13 protein-coding genes are annotated in these 14,391 nt (G+C 65.7%); 4 read left to right on the top strand and 9 right to left on the bottom strand.

The genetic code is table 11. The features are described from left to right. The first annotated feature begins 431 nt into the window (after positions 1–431). Entirely contained in the window at positions 432–1,328 is an 897-nt protein-coding gene (locus tag P0R31_RS23820; RefSeq protein ID WP_275516641.1) for a DMT family transporter, read from the top strand. Positions 1,329–1,347: 19 nt separating this feature from the next. On the opposite strand, the gene P0R31_RS23815 is transcribed toward P0R31_RS23820, so the two are convergent. The 5 genes from P0R31_RS23815 to P0R31_RS23795 form a co-directional block, all read right to left on the bottom strand. Beyond that, positions 1,348–3,147 carry an adenylate/guanylate cyclase domain-containing protein gene (locus tag P0R31_RS23815; protein ID WP_275516639.1) on the bottom strand — a complete coding sequence of 600 codons (1,800 nt, stop codon included), beginning with the start codon at positions 3,145–3,147 and terminating at the stop codon, positions 1,348–1,350. Positions 3,148–3,156: 9 nt separating this feature from the next. Continuing rightward, positions 3,157–4,128, bottom strand: a complete 972-nt coding sequence (locus P0R31_RS23810) for an ABC transporter substrate-binding protein (RefSeq protein WP_275516637.1) — start codon at positions 4,126–4,128, stop codon at positions 3,157–3,159. A 397-nt stretch (positions 4,129–4,525) separates the two neighbouring features. Further along, positions 4,526–6,784 (bottom strand): CHASE3 domain-containing protein, encoded by a 2,259-nt coding sequence (locus tag P0R31_RS23805; protein ID WP_275516635.1) that lies wholly within the window; start codon positions 6,782–6,784, stop codon positions 4,526–4,528. Continuing rightward, positions 6,781–7,203: a response regulator gene (locus P0R31_RS23800; protein WP_275516633.1), complete on the bottom strand. Its 423-nt coding sequence runs from the start codon at positions 7,201–7,203 to the stop codon at positions 6,781–6,783. Before P0R31_RS23800 ends, P0R31_RS23805 begins: the two co-directional genes overlap by 4 nt. Before the next feature lie 242 nt (positions 7,204–7,445). Then, complete coding sequence (locus tag P0R31_RS23795) at positions 7,446–8,153, bottom strand: BA14K family protein (protein WP_275516632.1); 708 nt, start codon at positions 8,151–8,153, stop codon at positions 7,446–7,448. Between the two features lie 241 nt (positions 8,154–8,394). Between P0R31_RS23795 and P0R31_RS23790 the strand changes: the two genes are divergently transcribed. Continuing rightward, on the top strand, positions 8,395–8,802 hold the full coding sequence (locus P0R31_RS23790; RefSeq protein ID WP_225132265.1) for an NADH:ubiquinone oxidoreductase subunit NDUFA12: 408 nt from the start codon (positions 8,395–8,397) through the stop codon (positions 8,800–8,802). Positions 8,803–9,260: 458 nt separating this feature from the next. On the opposite strand, the gene P0R31_RS23785 is transcribed toward P0R31_RS23790, so the two are convergent. After that, positions 9,261–9,947, bottom strand: a complete 687-nt coding sequence (locus tag P0R31_RS23785; RefSeq protein WP_275516630.1) for a DJ-1/PfpI family protein — start codon at positions 9,945–9,947, stop codon at positions 9,261–9,263. A gap of 104 nt (positions 9,948–10,051) precedes the next feature. Between P0R31_RS23785 and P0R31_RS23780 the strand changes: the two genes are divergently transcribed. After that, on the top strand, positions 10,052–10,990 hold the full coding sequence (locus tag P0R31_RS23780) for a GlxA family transcriptional regulator (protein WP_275516629.1): 939 nt from the start codon (positions 10,052–10,054) through the stop codon (positions 10,988–10,990). A gap of 93 nt (positions 10,991–11,083) precedes the next feature. Here P0R31_RS23780 and P0R31_RS23775 read toward each other — a convergent pair whose 3' ends face one another. Together P0R31_RS23775 and P0R31_RS23770 are read right to left on the bottom strand one after the other, a co-directional pair. Continuing rightward, the gene (locus tag P0R31_RS23775) at positions 11,084–11,338 is read right to left on the bottom strand and encodes a PepSY domain-containing protein (RefSeq protein WP_275516787.1); all 255 of its coding nucleotides are present in this window, start codon (positions 11,336–11,338) and stop codon (positions 11,084–11,086) included. A gap of 29 nt (positions 11,339–11,367) precedes the next feature. After that, the gene (locus P0R31_RS23770; RefSeq protein ID WP_275516627.1) at positions 11,368–12,426 is read right to left on the bottom strand and encodes a Na+-dependent transporter; all 1,059 of its coding nucleotides are present in this window, start codon (positions 12,424–12,426) and stop codon (positions 11,368–11,370) included. A 204-nt stretch (positions 12,427–12,630) separates the two neighbouring features. On the opposite strand from P0R31_RS23770, the gene P0R31_RS23765 reads away from it, so the two are divergent. After that, positions 12,631–13,647, top strand: a complete 1,017-nt coding sequence (locus P0R31_RS23765; protein ID WP_275516625.1) for a DUF2155 domain-containing protein — start codon at positions 12,631–12,633, stop codon at positions 13,645–13,647. A 12-nt stretch (positions 13,648–13,659) separates the two neighbouring features. On the opposite strand, the gene aat is transcribed toward P0R31_RS23765, so the two are convergent. Further along, positions 13,660–14,340, bottom strand: coding sequence for a leucyl/phenylalanyl-tRNA--protein transferase (gene aat / locus P0R31_RS23760; RefSeq protein WP_275516623.1), 681 nt, complete (start codon positions 14,338–14,340; stop codon positions 13,660–13,662). Positions 14,341–14,391 lie beyond the last annotated feature (51 nt).

Here is a 14,391-nt window from a genome sequence, read left to right as displayed (position 1 = left end):
CCTTGGCCGGCTGGCGGAGATAAGATTTGCGAGACCCTTTGGGGGAGTGCCGGCGGGACGCAAACTCACTCGCGCCGAACGGACCGAAAGCTAGGACTCTCCGTTGCGCCCGTCAAGAACTAGTGCGAGTTCCTGAATCAAATACTAAATATGGTGGATTGTGGGGGATAACAGGGGTCTTCGCCGCGCCTGTCCTGGACCCAAGTATCAGTGAGTCCTCAGGGATTCCCAACTGAAAAAATTTGCATGCCGTGATGATGCGGGGCCTTCATCCCGCTGTTCACAGGGCAGGTATATTTTTGAGCAATGGGATTGCGCCAGCAGGACTCACGTAGCCCTACGGACGGTGAGGGCAGGCATGCCCGCCAGAGCGGTGGTGGGACCCGCGAATCCGGGCCAAGTTGACCGCCAGATTTGCCGGACTAGCCGACATGCTTGATTCGACGACGCCGGGCATGCGGCCGCGCATCGCCACGGCCGGCCTGATGTTCCTTGCGATCACGTCGATCGGCTGGGGCTTCAACTGGCCGGTGACGAAATTCCTGCTCGCCGAGCTGCCGCCTTTGACGCTGCGCGGGGTCACCGGCGTGCTCGGCGCGCTGCTGCTGGCGCTGCTTGCGGTGATCCGGCGGCAAAGCCTGCACGTTCAGGGCGCGATCTGGCCGCGCCTGCTCACCGCGGCCGCGCTCAACGTCACCGGCTGGATGGTGCTGATGGGCCTTGCGCTGCTCTGGCTGCCGGCAAGCGAGGCGGCGCTGATCGCCTATACGATGCCGGTCTGGGCCTCGATCATCGCCTGGCCGGTCCTCGGGGAGCGGCCCACGGTCCTGCGCACGCTCGCCCTGGTGCTGGCCTTCGCGGGGCTTGCCTCGATCATGGGCGGCAACGGCATTGCCGCCAGCACCGAGAAGCTGCCGGGCATCATCATGGTGCTGGTCGGCGCGTTCGGCTTTGCCCTCGGCACGGTGCTCTCGAAGAAGTACCCGATTCACCTGCCGCCGCTCACGGCGGCAGCCTGGCAGATCGGGATCGGCTGCCTGCCGATCTCGATCGTCGGCCTCCTGATCGAGACCACGCATTTGTCGCAGGTGACGCCGCTCGGCTGGTGGCTCCTGGTCTATTCGGTCGTCGGGCAGTTCTGCATCGCCTATGTCAGCTGGTTCGCAGCGCTCGCGCGCCTGCCGGCCTCGGTCGCCGCGATCGGCACCATGGCGGTGCCGGTGATCGGCGTCGTCGCCTCGGCGGTCGCCCTTGGCGAGCCGCTCGGGGCAGGGCAGATCGCCGCGCTGCTGCTCACGCTGGCGGCGGTGGTGCTGGCGACGCGCTAGCCGTCCGGACGCCGGGGTATCAGTGGTCCTGGGCCTCTTTCTCGCGCATCCGTCGTGCCGAGCCCGGCGGTTTCGACGGAAGGTCAGCAGGTGCGACGGCAAAGACCTCGAGAGCCCGGTCGTAGCCTTTGATAGTCCGCTGTCCCAGCGATGCCATCGGCACGCTATCCCTGACCCTTCCAGCGATCGTGGGATCAGCCAGGATCTGCGCGTCCTTTGCGAGATTGCAGAGCCGTGACGCGAGATTCACCACGGCTCCCATCGCCGTGTAGTCCAGCCGACCGTTATAACCAACCGTTCCTACCGTTGCCGGTCCCATGGCAACGCCCACACCAAAGCCGATCGCGTGGCCGGCGTCACACCATTTGCCGGCAAGGGACTGCACCGTCGTTTGCAGGTCGATCGCGAGCCGGACGGCTTGAGTTGCCGGCTGTTCGCATGCGACCGGGGCATTAACCAGGAGCATGACTCCGTCGCCATCAAAGCCGATGAGCGTTGCCTCGTGACGAGTGGTCACGGCGCCGACGGCCTCGTAGTACTCTCGCATGACGGCCATGATGACATCGGGTTCATTGCGCGTGGAGAACGCCGTGAAGCCACGCAAGTCGCCAAAAATGACAGCCACCTCGCGTCGCTGCCCTTCGAGCAGTTCATGAGAATGCTCGACCAACTCGGCGACCTGTGACGGCAGGAACTGCTTCAGCCGTTCGATCCGCGCAGATTTCTGCTGCGAGATCGCCAGTTCAGAAGCCATTTCATTGAAGCGCAACGCCAGCTGCTGCAACTCGTCACCGCTGAAGATTTTGATGCGATGCTCGAATTGTCCGGTTCTGATCCGCTCCACGCCCTCTTCCAGTTGCTTGATCGGACCGGACATTCTGTGCGCGCGCCAATAGGCGAGCGCCAGCGCGATAAGAACACCGAAGGCGATGAGGATCGACGATCGCCACAACGCCGCGCGAATTGATGCAAAGGCTTCCGAGGTCGGCAGCATCGCGATCACCGTCCATCCCACATCGGCGGCCCGAACGGAAAGCGCCACCACCGGGTTGCCTTGGTCCCCGGTTATCACCGCCCCTCCACTCGCCGCGCCAACGAGATGCTTGATCCGGCCGAAACTGCCCGAGCTGGCGCGACCGCGCAGAACCAGACTGATATCGGGATGTGCGATCAGATGACCGGAGTTATCGACAACAATGGCGTAGCCGGTCTCGCCAATTCTGATGGCTGCGATGACATCCCAGATCAGCTTCAGATTGACCTCGGCGATCGCAACCCCCGCTTCCGGCAGGCTGCCGGCAACCGCGATCCTCATGTAGGGCTCTGAATCTCGCTGGTACTGAACCGGTCCGTACCAGACTTTGTTGGCGCGAGCGCCCACAACAGCGGGATCTGTAGACATATCAATGCCGCGCCCGGTCCTGTTCAGAAGCAGCCTGGAGACAAAGACCCGTTCGGTGCCAGTCTCATCCAGGAGCGAAACCGAAACGATAGCAGGCACCTGCTGGAGGAGACGCAAGGCATCGATCTTATGTTGCGCATCGCCTCCGGCAGCCCAGGGAAGCTGCACCATCCAACCCAGCTGATCTCGGATGCCTTCGCTGAACGCCTCGATCCTGTCGGACGCCGCGCGAGCATCGGCCTGCAGCACCGCGCTGATCTGGCGGCGCTGGTCTCGGTAGCCGAAAGAAGCCTCGACGGCCGCGCCGAGTATCAGAGGCACGACCGCAGCGACAAACAACGTCGCGAAGTACTTGCAGAACAGCGAGCGACGCGGGGGCATCGTACACGAAGAGGGCTGCGCAGCAGCGTCCGTCATTGATTAATCTCAGGAGATCACCTTGCTGGCGCGAAACAGGATCGACGACACATCAAGGTCGATGCCCACGAGCCTGGCTGTCTTCAGATTGACTGCCAGTTCAAACTTGTCGGGACGCATCACCGGAAGATCTGACGGATCTTCACCGCGCAAGATGCGATCGGAATAAGTGGCAAGCCGAAAATAGGTCGTGCGCTGGTTTGCGCCGTAGCTCAAGAGACCTCCAGCGTCACAATATTCAGACCAGCCAAACATCGAAGGCAGCCGGCGCGCGATTGCAAGCTCCGTAATCTTCGCGCGATGCACCAGCGTCACAGCATCGGGAAACACGAGGAGAGCTTCTGCGTCCACCTTGCCGGCAGCCATCAACCCATTCTCGATTTCGCGAGCGCCGGAGAACGGAACGTAGGTTGCCTCAATGCCGAGATTTCGGCACGACTCCAAGGTCGCGCGCCATTCCAGTGGCTCTCCCGGATGATCCGTGTTCGAGAAGACCGCCAGTTTTCGCAGCTTTGGATAGATGTCCTTGAGCAGCTCAACGCGCTTTCCTGCCAGCTCGAGTGACAGGAATGTGCTGCCGGTGAAATTGGTGCCGGGGTGAGAAAGGCTCTTCACCACACCCAAAGCGACGGGGTCGCCGCTCAATGCAAACAGCACGGGGACGTCGGTGACGGCGGTCATGGCGCGTGTCGCCGGACCGCTCGAGACCACGAGGTCGATATCCGCTCGCTGCAACTCGGAGACGATCTTGCGCAGTGCCTGCGGATTTCCAGGAGCATAATGCGTCTCGAAGGTTACGTTCCTGCCCTCGACGTATCCCAGCGCGCGCATTCCCTCGCGAAAGCCGTCCAGGAAGGGATCCGGTTCGGACTCAGTCGAGACCCAGAAGATACGATGCAGCTTGGTTCCGCCCTGCGCCCGTGCGATCGCAGGCCAGGCCAGTCCTCCACCAATCAACAAGATGAACTCTCGTCTTTTCATGCGAGCACCTGTCGAAGCTGCGCCGGCAGTTCCGGCCGCAGACCAAGATCCTAGCTGTGCATCTGGTGAATGCGCTTGGTATCGCGCTCCGCAAGCAGACTCTCGCGACACCGACTCCAACATTTGTCGCCGAGAACATGCTCAGAGACTGGTCTGGTGAGACATTTGTCCTTGAGGTGGGCTTGATTTTTGCTTGAGACTGACCTGATCAAGATCAAAACGGCCTTATTCCCGGCATCGCGCGGTGTCGGAACTCCTCCGGCGCGGATGCGGGCGAGCTACGGCGTCTCACAAGGACAACCGGAACTCACGTCCGGAGCCAGTGTCCTCGACCTCATATATGGTGTGACTGCAGCATATACGGTGTGACTGCAGCGCGCCTTCGGCAGTTCACGCGCTAGCTCGGCACCATCCCGCCGCCGCTCAGCGCCTTGCGGATCATCTCGGCGAGCTGGTTTCTCCGATAGGGCTTGGTCAGCAGCAGCACGCCGTCGTCCAGCTTGCCGTGATGGACGATCGCGTTGTCGGTGTAGCCGGAGGTGTAGAGCACCTTCACGCCCGGCCGGCGCCTTGCCACCTCTTCGGCGAGCTCGCGGCCGCTCATGCCGCCGGGGATGACGACGTCGGTGAACAGCAGGTCGAAGCTCTGGCCGGCCTCGATCAGGTCCAGCGCCGCCTTGCCGTCGGACGCGGCGACCGTCTTGTAGCCGAGGCTCTGCAGCTGCGCGGTGACGAAGTTGCGGACCAGCGGATCGTCCTCGACCACGAAAATGGTCTCGGCGCCGCCTTCGGCCTGCGGCGTGACGCCAGCCGCGACGTCCGCGGCGCCTTCACCCGGCGGCAGATAGAGCTTGATCGTGGTGCCGTGGCCTTCCTCGCTGTAGATCTTGATGTGGCCGCCGGATTGCTTGACGAAGCCGTAGACCATGGAGAGGCCGAGGCCGGATCCCTTGCCGACCTCCTTGGTGGTGAAGAAGGGCTCGAACGCCTTCTGCTGCACGTCGGGGGGCATGCCGGTGCCGGTATCGCTGACCGCGAGCATGATGTAGGGGCCCGCTGCCACGTCGGCATTGGCCTGCGCATAGGCTTCGTCGAGCACGACGCGGTGGGTCTCCAGCAGCAGCTTGCCGCCGTTCGGCATGGCGTCGCGGGCGTTGATCGCCATGTTGAGCACGGCGTTGGTGAGCCTGGACGGATCGATATGGGTCGTCAGCGGCCCCTGCTCCAGCACGGTCTCGATCTGGATCTGCTCGCCGAGGGTGGGGCGCAGGAGCTTGGCGATGTCCGAGATCGCGGCGTTGATGTCGACATTGCGCGGCTCGAGCGGCTGGCGGCGCGCGAACGCCAGCAGGTGCTGGATCAGCTCGGCGCAGCGTTCGGCGGCATCGTCGATCAGCCGGGCCGTGCGCTGCAGCTCGGGCTGGTCCTTCAGGCTTTCCACCAGCGTCTCGGTGTTGCCGGAGATGACCGTGAGCATGTTGTTGAAGTCGTGCGCGACGCCGCCGGTCAGCTTGCCGATCGCATCCAGCTTCTGCGATTGGTGCAGCTGCCGCTCGGTCTCGCGCGAGGTCGTCGCATCGTGATAGACCAGCACCGCGCCGGAAATGTTGCCTTGCCCGTCCCGCATCGGCCGGCCGCTGACCATGAGATGGCGCGGCAGGTTGCCGCTGTGCGGGCGGACGATCATCTCCAGGTCTTCGAACTGCTCGCCGCGCAGCACGCGCGTCGACGGCAGCTCGTCGGCCGGAAGCGGCGTGACGCCGTCGCCGTGAAACACGTCGGACAGCGCGCGCAGATTGCCGACGTTCATGCCGGTGCGATGCACCAGCATGCGCTCGGCGGCCGGATTGGACAGCAGCACGGTGCCCTCGACATCGATGACCAGCACCGCCTCCGCCATGCTGCGAAACGTACTCTGGAGCACGTTGACCGACAGGCGCAGCTCGTCATGCGCGGCGACGAGGTGCTCGGTGCGCTCGGCCACCGCCGCCTCGAGCGCCGTCTTGGCGGCTTGGGTCTGCTCGAGCGAGCTCTGGAGCTCACCCGTCGTGCGGCGGCTTTCACGCATCACCAACGCGACCAGGAGCAGGATCAGCAAGGCGCCGGCGACGTCGATGCCGAGCAGCACGATGCCGGTGCGGCGCGAATCCTGGGAGCGGGCGGCGAGCAGGCGCTCTTCCTCCGCGCTCAGACGGTCGAGATTGCCCATCACCCTGTCCATCAGGCCGCGGCCCTCGGCCCTGCTGTTGAGCGCGGCAATGCCGGCCTGGTCGTTGGCGGCGCGCAGGCGCATCGCGGTGGCGGCGATCTCGATCCGGCGCAGCGCCAGCGGCTCGGTGCCCTCCAGCAGCGCGACCTGATCGGGGCTGTCGCGCACGTCGCGCTTGAGCTCGGCGAGGGCCGGCGCGATCTTGGCGTGCACCGCCTGAAACTCGTCGCTGAAGCCTTGGGTGCGATAGAGCTCGTAGCCGCGCGCGGCGCTCTCGGCCCGGCGCAGCAGCACGCGCAGATCGGAGATCTTCTTCTGCACCTCGACGGTGTGGTTCACCCGTGCTGCGTCGGACCGCGACTTGACGTCGAGGGCGATCGAAGCCGCGGTGATGATCAGGAGGATGGCAAGTCCAGTACCGAGAATGACGCGCTGCGTTGGAATCAAGGGGCTTCTTTCTTGTCCTTCGGCGGCGCGCTCTCGCCGGCGCCGGCAAGGCATTCCCGGATCGTGGTCAGCAGCGCTTCCGGCGTGAACGGCTTGCGCAGGCAGCGCGTAGCGCCGAGTTCCAGCGCCATGCGGAGAAAATCGGGAGAGGGCGAGGCGGACGAGGCGAAGGCATAGCCCGACATCGCGATCAGCGGCGTGGCAGGGGCGCGCTCGTGAAAGATGCGGATGGATTCGAAGCCGCGCATATGCGGCATGAAGATGTCGACCAGCATGACGTCGAAGGCTTGCGATTCCAGCGCAGCCAGTCCCGTTTCGCCGCCGTCGGTCAACGTGACATCGAAGCCCTGACGTTGGAGGAGGACCTCGATGGTCGCGCCGACCATCGGATCGTCATCAACCACGAGAATACGCGGCATGACACTTCCCAGAAGATCGAAGTCCCCACTTTGGTTTGTGATATCCGCGAATCGTGGGTCCGGTCAATTTGGGATTGGATCGCCAAGGATATGCACGGTTTGGTGCATAAAGGTCCATTTGCATCGATTTGTATGTATCCGTGCACGCGCGAGGGTCATGAAGCCGAAACGGGCGAGGAAGACATTGCAAAAAAGGCGCCGCATCGCTGCGACGCCTTTCGCCTCTCGTCTTGGCGATCTGCTTACGGGCAAGGATGCCGACGGCCGTCGTATCCGAGATAGGTGCCCGAGGCAGGGTCGTAAGATTTGAAGCGCCGCGCGCAATAGGCGGGGTCGCCACCGCCATCCTGCACCACGGCGACCGTCGGCTCGTCATAGTAGCCGTAGTAGTAGGGATCATCGTAATAGCCGTAGCCGCTACCGTAATAGGCGTAGGAGCCGAGGCCGCCGATCGCGGCGCCAGCCGCGAAGCCCGGCCAGAAGCCGCCGTGGCGATGGTGATGGTGGCGGCCGCCGTGCCAGTGACGACCGCTCCAGTTGCCGCTGCCGCCTTGCCAGTTGCCGCCTTGCCAGTTGCCCGCGACTGCAGCGCTGCGGGTCCCGCTGAAGCTCGGCGAGATAGCGGCGCGGTCTGCCGCGCCCCCGACGAAACTGCCACCACCCGGACGGACCGCGCCTCCGGCTGCGAAATTACCTCCGCCCGGGCGCATTGCGGCTCCGCCCCCGACACCGCCGCCACCGCCCTGGAACGCGGCGCCGCCGCCGCCCATGCGGGCGCCACCACCGAAGCCGCCGCCTCCGCCACCGACCGCGGCACCTCCGCCACCGACCGCGGCGCCACCGCCCGCTCCGACCGCGGCGGCACGGCTCTGCTGCGCAAAGCTCGGGCTCGCCAAGGGAAGAACCAACGCCACCGTCGCGGCGGCACTCAACAATTTCAGACTGTTCATGGTAAACTCCTTTCCCGGAAAGCAAACCCTACGAAAGCGCGGGGGTTCCTGGGATCACGTCGGTTTGCGCGCGCACGGAGCCTCAGGTCCCGCCGCTGTACCGGGCATGAATGAATCGCGTCCGCTTTGCGGCAGGGGCGTGCGCGGCAGGCGGATTTGCGGGGGTGCCGACGCGCCTGCCGAACTGGACATTTCGCCCCCCGGATGGCATCAGGACCCCACGAAGCAGGGCCCTTGCCGCATGAAACAATTCTTCCTCAAGTTCTTCACCTGGTGGAATGGCCAGACCTTTGGCACCCAGCTCTGGACCAAGCGGTATGGCGAGCTGGTCGGCGAGGACGAGCAGGGCAACCGTTACTACCGCACGCGGGGCGGGGCGATCGATCCGACGCTCGGCTTCGAGCGGCGCTGGGTGATCTATAACGGCTACGCGGAAGCGAGCCGGATTCCGCCGTCCTGGCATGGCTGGATCCACCACGTCGTCGACAAGCCGCCGACTGAGATCAATTACCAGCCGCGCGAGTGGGAGAAGCCGCACCAGCCGAATCTCACCGGCACGGCGAAGGCCTATCGCCCCTCCGGCTCGACGCTTGCCAGCGGCAGGCGTCCCAAGGCGACCGGCGACTATCAGCCCTGGACGCCCGGCTAAGCCCCTTTCGGCCGACTCACGAATCACCATCGTCCAAAGCGGATGCACGTGCATCCGCGCCGCGCCGCTGTGGACAACGGGAACAGCGGGGATGCCGCTTGCGCAGGTGTTGCCGCGAGGCGGGCGATGCGGCTCAATGATCCCATCTTACGGAGATGGGAGACCATCGCGTTCGGTTCGGGCAACAGTTCGCGACTGTCCCGAGATGCAGCGGCCGCCGAGGAAGGACTCGATCTGGAGATAGGCCCCCGGTCTGGAAGCTCCGACATCGCCCGATGTGAATGTGCAGCCACCGTGAGACAGGAAAGGCCGCTCGGGAAACCGAGCGGCCTTTTTCTGTCGTTGTTCGCCTCGCGTCCCGGACGCGGTGCAGCGTGCAGCGCACCGCTCCCGGATGATGCTCCGCATCGCCTCGAGAGCGCTGCGCTGCGTCAGGGTACAAGAGCAAGCACGATCCTTTACGCCACCCGCACGGCCGCGCGCTTCACCGCCTCGAGCCGTCGCGCCTGGTTTTGCGCGCCGCGCTCCCTCAACAGCGCCAGCACTTCGGCCGGCGCGGTGTCGGGCGATCCCGCATTGAATGGCGGGGCTGGATTGTATTCCATCTGCAGCTGGATCGCTTCGGCCGTGGTGCGATCGACCATGATCGAGACCAGCGTCAGCGCGAAGTCGATGCCTGCGGTGACGCCGCCGCCGGTGATGCGGTTGCGATCGACGCAGACGCGTGTCTTGGTCGGCGTCGTGCCGAACTGTGCGAGCATCTCCATTGCGCTCCAATGGGTGGCGGCGCGGTAGCCCTTCAAGAGGCCGGCGGCGCCAAGGGCCAGCGATCCTGTGCACACCGAGGTGACGTACTTGGCGCCTGTCGCCTGCTTGCGCAGGAATTCCAGTACGTCCTCGTCGTTGAGAAGATCGTTGGTGCCCTGGCCGCCGGGCACGCAGATGACATCGAGCTGGGGGCAATCTGCAAAGGTCGTGGTCGGCGTCAGCGTCAGCACGGAATCGCTCGGCACCGGCTCGATCCGCTTCCAGATCAGGTGCAGCTTTGCGTCCGGAACCATCGCGAACACCTGCAAGGGACCGGTGAAGTCGAGCTGGGTGACGCGCGGAAATACCAGGATTCCGATCTGGAGCGGTGACGACATGGGAGCCTCCGATAATGCGCTTGACGCCGGCAGAATGGCATGGTGCCCTTCTGTCATAAATGGCATAATTCCCTCACTTTCGGACATGCCCGGCGGACTGGCCCATGATCGGCATTCTCATTTTCCCGGATTTCCAACTGCTCGATGCGGCAGGTCCGATCTCGGTGTTCGAGATCGCGGCGCGCGTGTCCGGCAAGTCGCCGGCCATCCGCGTGCTGGCGGCCAAGCCGGGGCTGGTGCGCAGCACGTCGGGCGTCGAGATGATGGCGCGTGACTTCAAGACGGCGAACGCGATCACGACGCTGGTCGTGGCCGGCGGCATGGGCGTCGCGGAGGCCGCGCGCTGCGAGATCACGCGGGCCTTCGTGCAGCGGCTGTCAAGGCGCGGCGTGCGGGTCGCGAGCGTCTGCTCGGGCGCCTTCGTGCTCGCCGAGGCGGGGCTGCTCGATGGCCGCCGCGCCACCACGCATTGGGCACGGACGCGCGAGTTCGTCGCGCGCTTTCCGAAGATCAAGTTCGAGCCGGACCGGATTTTCACCCGCGACGGCAATGTTTGGACCTCGGCCGGGATCTCCGCCGGCATCGATCTCGCGCTCGCGATGGTCACCGAGGATCATGGCGAGGAGATCGCGCAGGCGACCGCGCGCCAACTCGTGCTCTATCACCGCCGCAGCGGCGGGCAGTCGCAATTCTCGTCGCTGCTGGAGCTGAAGGCGCCGAACGGGCGCTTCGGCGCGTTGCTCGCCTGGGCGCGCGAAAATCTCGATGCACCGTTGACCGTGGAGGATCTCGCCGACCGCGCCGGCATGAGCGCCCGGCATTTTGCCCGCGCCTTCGCCGCGGAGACCGGCACGACGCCGTCCAAAGCGATCGAGCGGCTCAGGCTCGAAGTCGCGCGGGAGCGCGTGCAGGCCTCGCGCGAGGCGATCGAGCGCGTAGCGGAGGTAACCGGCTTCCGCGACCCCGAGCGCATGCGGCGCGCCTTCATCCGCGCCTATGGCCAGCCGCCGCAGGCGTTGCGGCGCGCAGCGCGGGCGGGGTAGGGTATTTTCTACTGGACTTGGGCGAGTGGCGCGGAATGGCAGGTGTCCCGCGTTGCTCGGAAAGCGCAGGTCGCCGAAGCTCACTTGTGAAGCTCACTTGTCCGGTTTCTCGCGCACGATGGCGCCGGTCTTGGGATCGGCGTGAAATTCCATCTTCTGGCCGTTCTTGACCCCTTCGCCCTCCCATTGGCCATCGTCCGCTTCGAGCTTGGTGACCTCGGAATAGCCCGCCGCCAGGACCTTGGTTTTCACTTGTTCCATCGGCATCCAGTCGGGTCCGGGCTGATCTGCTCTCGCCGCCGAGCCCAGGGCGAGCGCCCCGAGAACCAACATCATTGCAAACTTCATCGCGGACCTCCGTTGGTTGATGATCGCCTTCAACGGGGGCCTGGGATTGATGTTCCTCCGCGGCGTTGATGCGACACAGACGAGGGACCATCGGCCTCTTGTGTTCCGCCGGGCGCAGTGGTGTGCGCCGTCAAGCGCCGCGCGATCGGCATCAGCATGTAGGGCGCAAGGTGGATCGGAAACTGCGTCAGCGCGAAATAGAGCCAGGTGGTGGGCGGCAATGCGCCTGCGGTGGCCGCCAGCATGAGGCCGAGATTGCGCTGTGACACCATCAGGCCGATGGCGAAGGCGCGCTCGGTGCCGGCGCGGCGAAAGATCAGTGTCGTCACAGCGAGCAGGGCGAAATAGACCGCGAAGGCGAGCAGTGCGACAGTGATCGCAAACAGCGGATCGGCGACGAAATCGTGCGCCACGTCGCCCATGACGGCGGATGCGAAGACCAGCAGGATGAGGATGTTGAAGCCGTCGATCGGCTGCTTGTGGCGCTGGATCGCATCGGTGCCGAACAGGCGGCGGATGATGGTGGCGGCAAGCAGCGATGCGGCGAGGATGCCTGATAGCTTCAGGCCGAGCGCGAGCGGCGAGATGCTGAGCATGCCGCCGAGAAAGAGGCTCGCGAACAGCGAGGCGGTGAAGGGCACGAGCGCGGTCGCGGTGACCAGGGTGACCAGCGGCAGCGTGGCGTCGAGGCCGATCAGCGCCGCGAGCGCGGGCGCTGCCATCATCGGCGAAGCCATGCCCTGAAGCATCAGCGCGAGGAAGAGACCGGGTGAGCTTTTGTCGAGCCCGCTCCCCTGGGCGAGAAGGGCGACGATCAGTGGCACGCCGATCGTGGTCCAGGCGGTGGCGGCCGCGATCAGCGCCGGCCGGCGCAGATGTCCGTACAGCGCAACGAGATCGACGCGCATGAAAGAGATGCAGAGCAGAAGGAAGATCGCCTCGGTGACGTAGGGGCGCAGCAGCGCGCCGAGCGGCGGCACCGCGACCGCGATGAAGGCGATCGCCGCCACCGCGCGCGTGCCCTGGCCGCCCAGCCAGCTCAGGGCGCGCAGGGGGAGGGCGAGGGCGGCTTCGAGGAGGAAGGGCATCTCTGTCGGGATTGTCGGGTGCGTGGCGCTTTGGAGGGCATGCCCGCCTTCGGCCATGGGGGTGCCCCGGCGAGGGGCTCGCGACTATCCCATTCGGGAGCCCGCCTGGCCAGACCGGGCCGGGACGGGCAGGGATGCCGCCCTTCCCCCGCCGTATTCGGCGTGTTAACCGGAGGGCCTGCGAGCGGCGGTATCCCCTGTAGAATGTCCAACGAGCCCGATTCGCTGTTGAAGCCGCGCGAAATGTTCAAAACCTTTTCCCTGACCGGTCTTGCGGCGCTTTTGGCCGCCACCGCACTGACGGCTGCGACGCCGGCAAGTGCGCAGATCGGCACGATCTTCTCCGATCCGCCGCCGCTGCGGCCGCCCGGCAGCATTCCGCGCGGCCAGCCCCAGCCGCAGCAGATGCCCGAGGACGACGAAGAGGTGCCGGAGCTGCCGCCGCAGGGCCGGGTGCTGCCGTCGCGCCCGATGCCGCCTCCGGGCCGGCAGGGTAACGTGATGCCGGGGCCGGTCGAGACCCAGCCTTTGGCGCCGCCGCCGGGCTCGACCCTTGCGCCGCCGAACCAGCCGCCCTCCGCCGCGATCGCTCCGCCGGGCGCTCCTGCTGCGCCCGGTCAACGCCAGCCGCAGCAGAAGGGCGGCGTGCCGCAGACCCCGGCCAGCCTCCAGCCGGGCGACGAGGTCGTGACCGAGCCGCCGGCCCAGAAGATCGTGAACAAGAAGGCGACCTTCTCCGGCCTCGACAAGATCACCGGGCGCATCATCAATTTCGACGAGGAGATCGGCGAGACCGTCCAGTTCGGCGCGCTCAGGGTCAAGACCAACGCCTGCTACACGCGGCCGGCGACTGAAGCCGCCAATACCGACGCCTTCGTCGAGGTCGACGAGATCACCTTGCAGGGCGAGGTGAAGCGGATCTTCTCGGGCTGGATGTATGCGGCGAGCCCCGGCCTGCACGGCGTCGAGCATCCGATCTACGACATCTGGCTGACCGACTGCAAAGAGCCGCAGCAGACCGTCGCCACCGCGGCACCGGATCCGGCCGCGGCCAAGCCGCCGCCACCGCCGCCCGCGCAGAAGAAGGCCGCGCCGAAGCAGGTGCAGCAGCGCCCGCCGCAGCCGCTGCCGCCGATCCAGCAGCAGCAACCGGCGCCGCCACCGCCGCCACCACCGGAGCAGCGCCCAGGCCTGTTCGGCATCCCCGGATTTGGCCGCTAACCGAGCTGTTCGTTATTGCCGCGAGGCGATGATCTCGAGGGCGCGTGCGCCCGGGATCGCTTCGCCGGCGGAGAGCCTGAGGAAATCGCCGGGCGCGCCGGCCAGCGCCTTGTCGAGCAGGGCGGTGTAGCGTCGGCGCGAGATCTCGACGGCGCCGAAGCTCTTCAGGTGCTCGGTGACATATTGGGTGTCGAGCAGCTCGAAGCCGCCGTGAATGAGCCGCGCGACCAGATGCACCAGCGCGACCTTCGAGGCATCGCGCACGGTGTGGAACATGCTCTCGCCGAAGAAGGCCCGCCCCAGGCTGACGCCGTAGAGACCGCCGACGAGCTCGTCGCCCTGCCAGGCTTCGACGCTGTGGCAATGGCCGAGCTCGAACAGCCCGCCATAGAGGTCGCGGATGCGCTTGTTGATCCAGGTGTCCTCGCGGCCCACTTGCGGCGCCGCGCAGCCGGCGATGGTCGCCTTAAACGCGGTGTTGACGGTGACGCGAAACTGATCCGAGCGCACCGTGCGCGCGAGGCGCGAGGCGACGCGGAAGCCGTCGAGCGGGATGACGCCGCGCAGCTCCGGCTCGACCCAGAACAGGGTCGGATCGTCGGCGCTTTCCGCCATCGGAAAGATGCCGCAGGCATAAGCGCGCAGCAGCACGGCCGGCGTGATTTCAGACGGGGCGGAGTCGCGCGAAGTCATGGCTTGCCATCATAGCAGGATCGCAATGCAGTTGCGATGGGTGCGGCCGGA

It is taken from the genome of Bradyrhizobium yuanmingense (assembly GCF_029167105.1).
GTDB classification, from domain to species: Bacteria; Pseudomonadota; Alphaproteobacteria; order Rhizobiales; family Xanthobacteraceae; genus Bradyrhizobium; species Bradyrhizobium yuanmingense_A.
The sequence above is the reverse complement of the archived record's forward strand: the minus strand, read 5'-3'. Positions and strand labels throughout refer to the sequence as shown.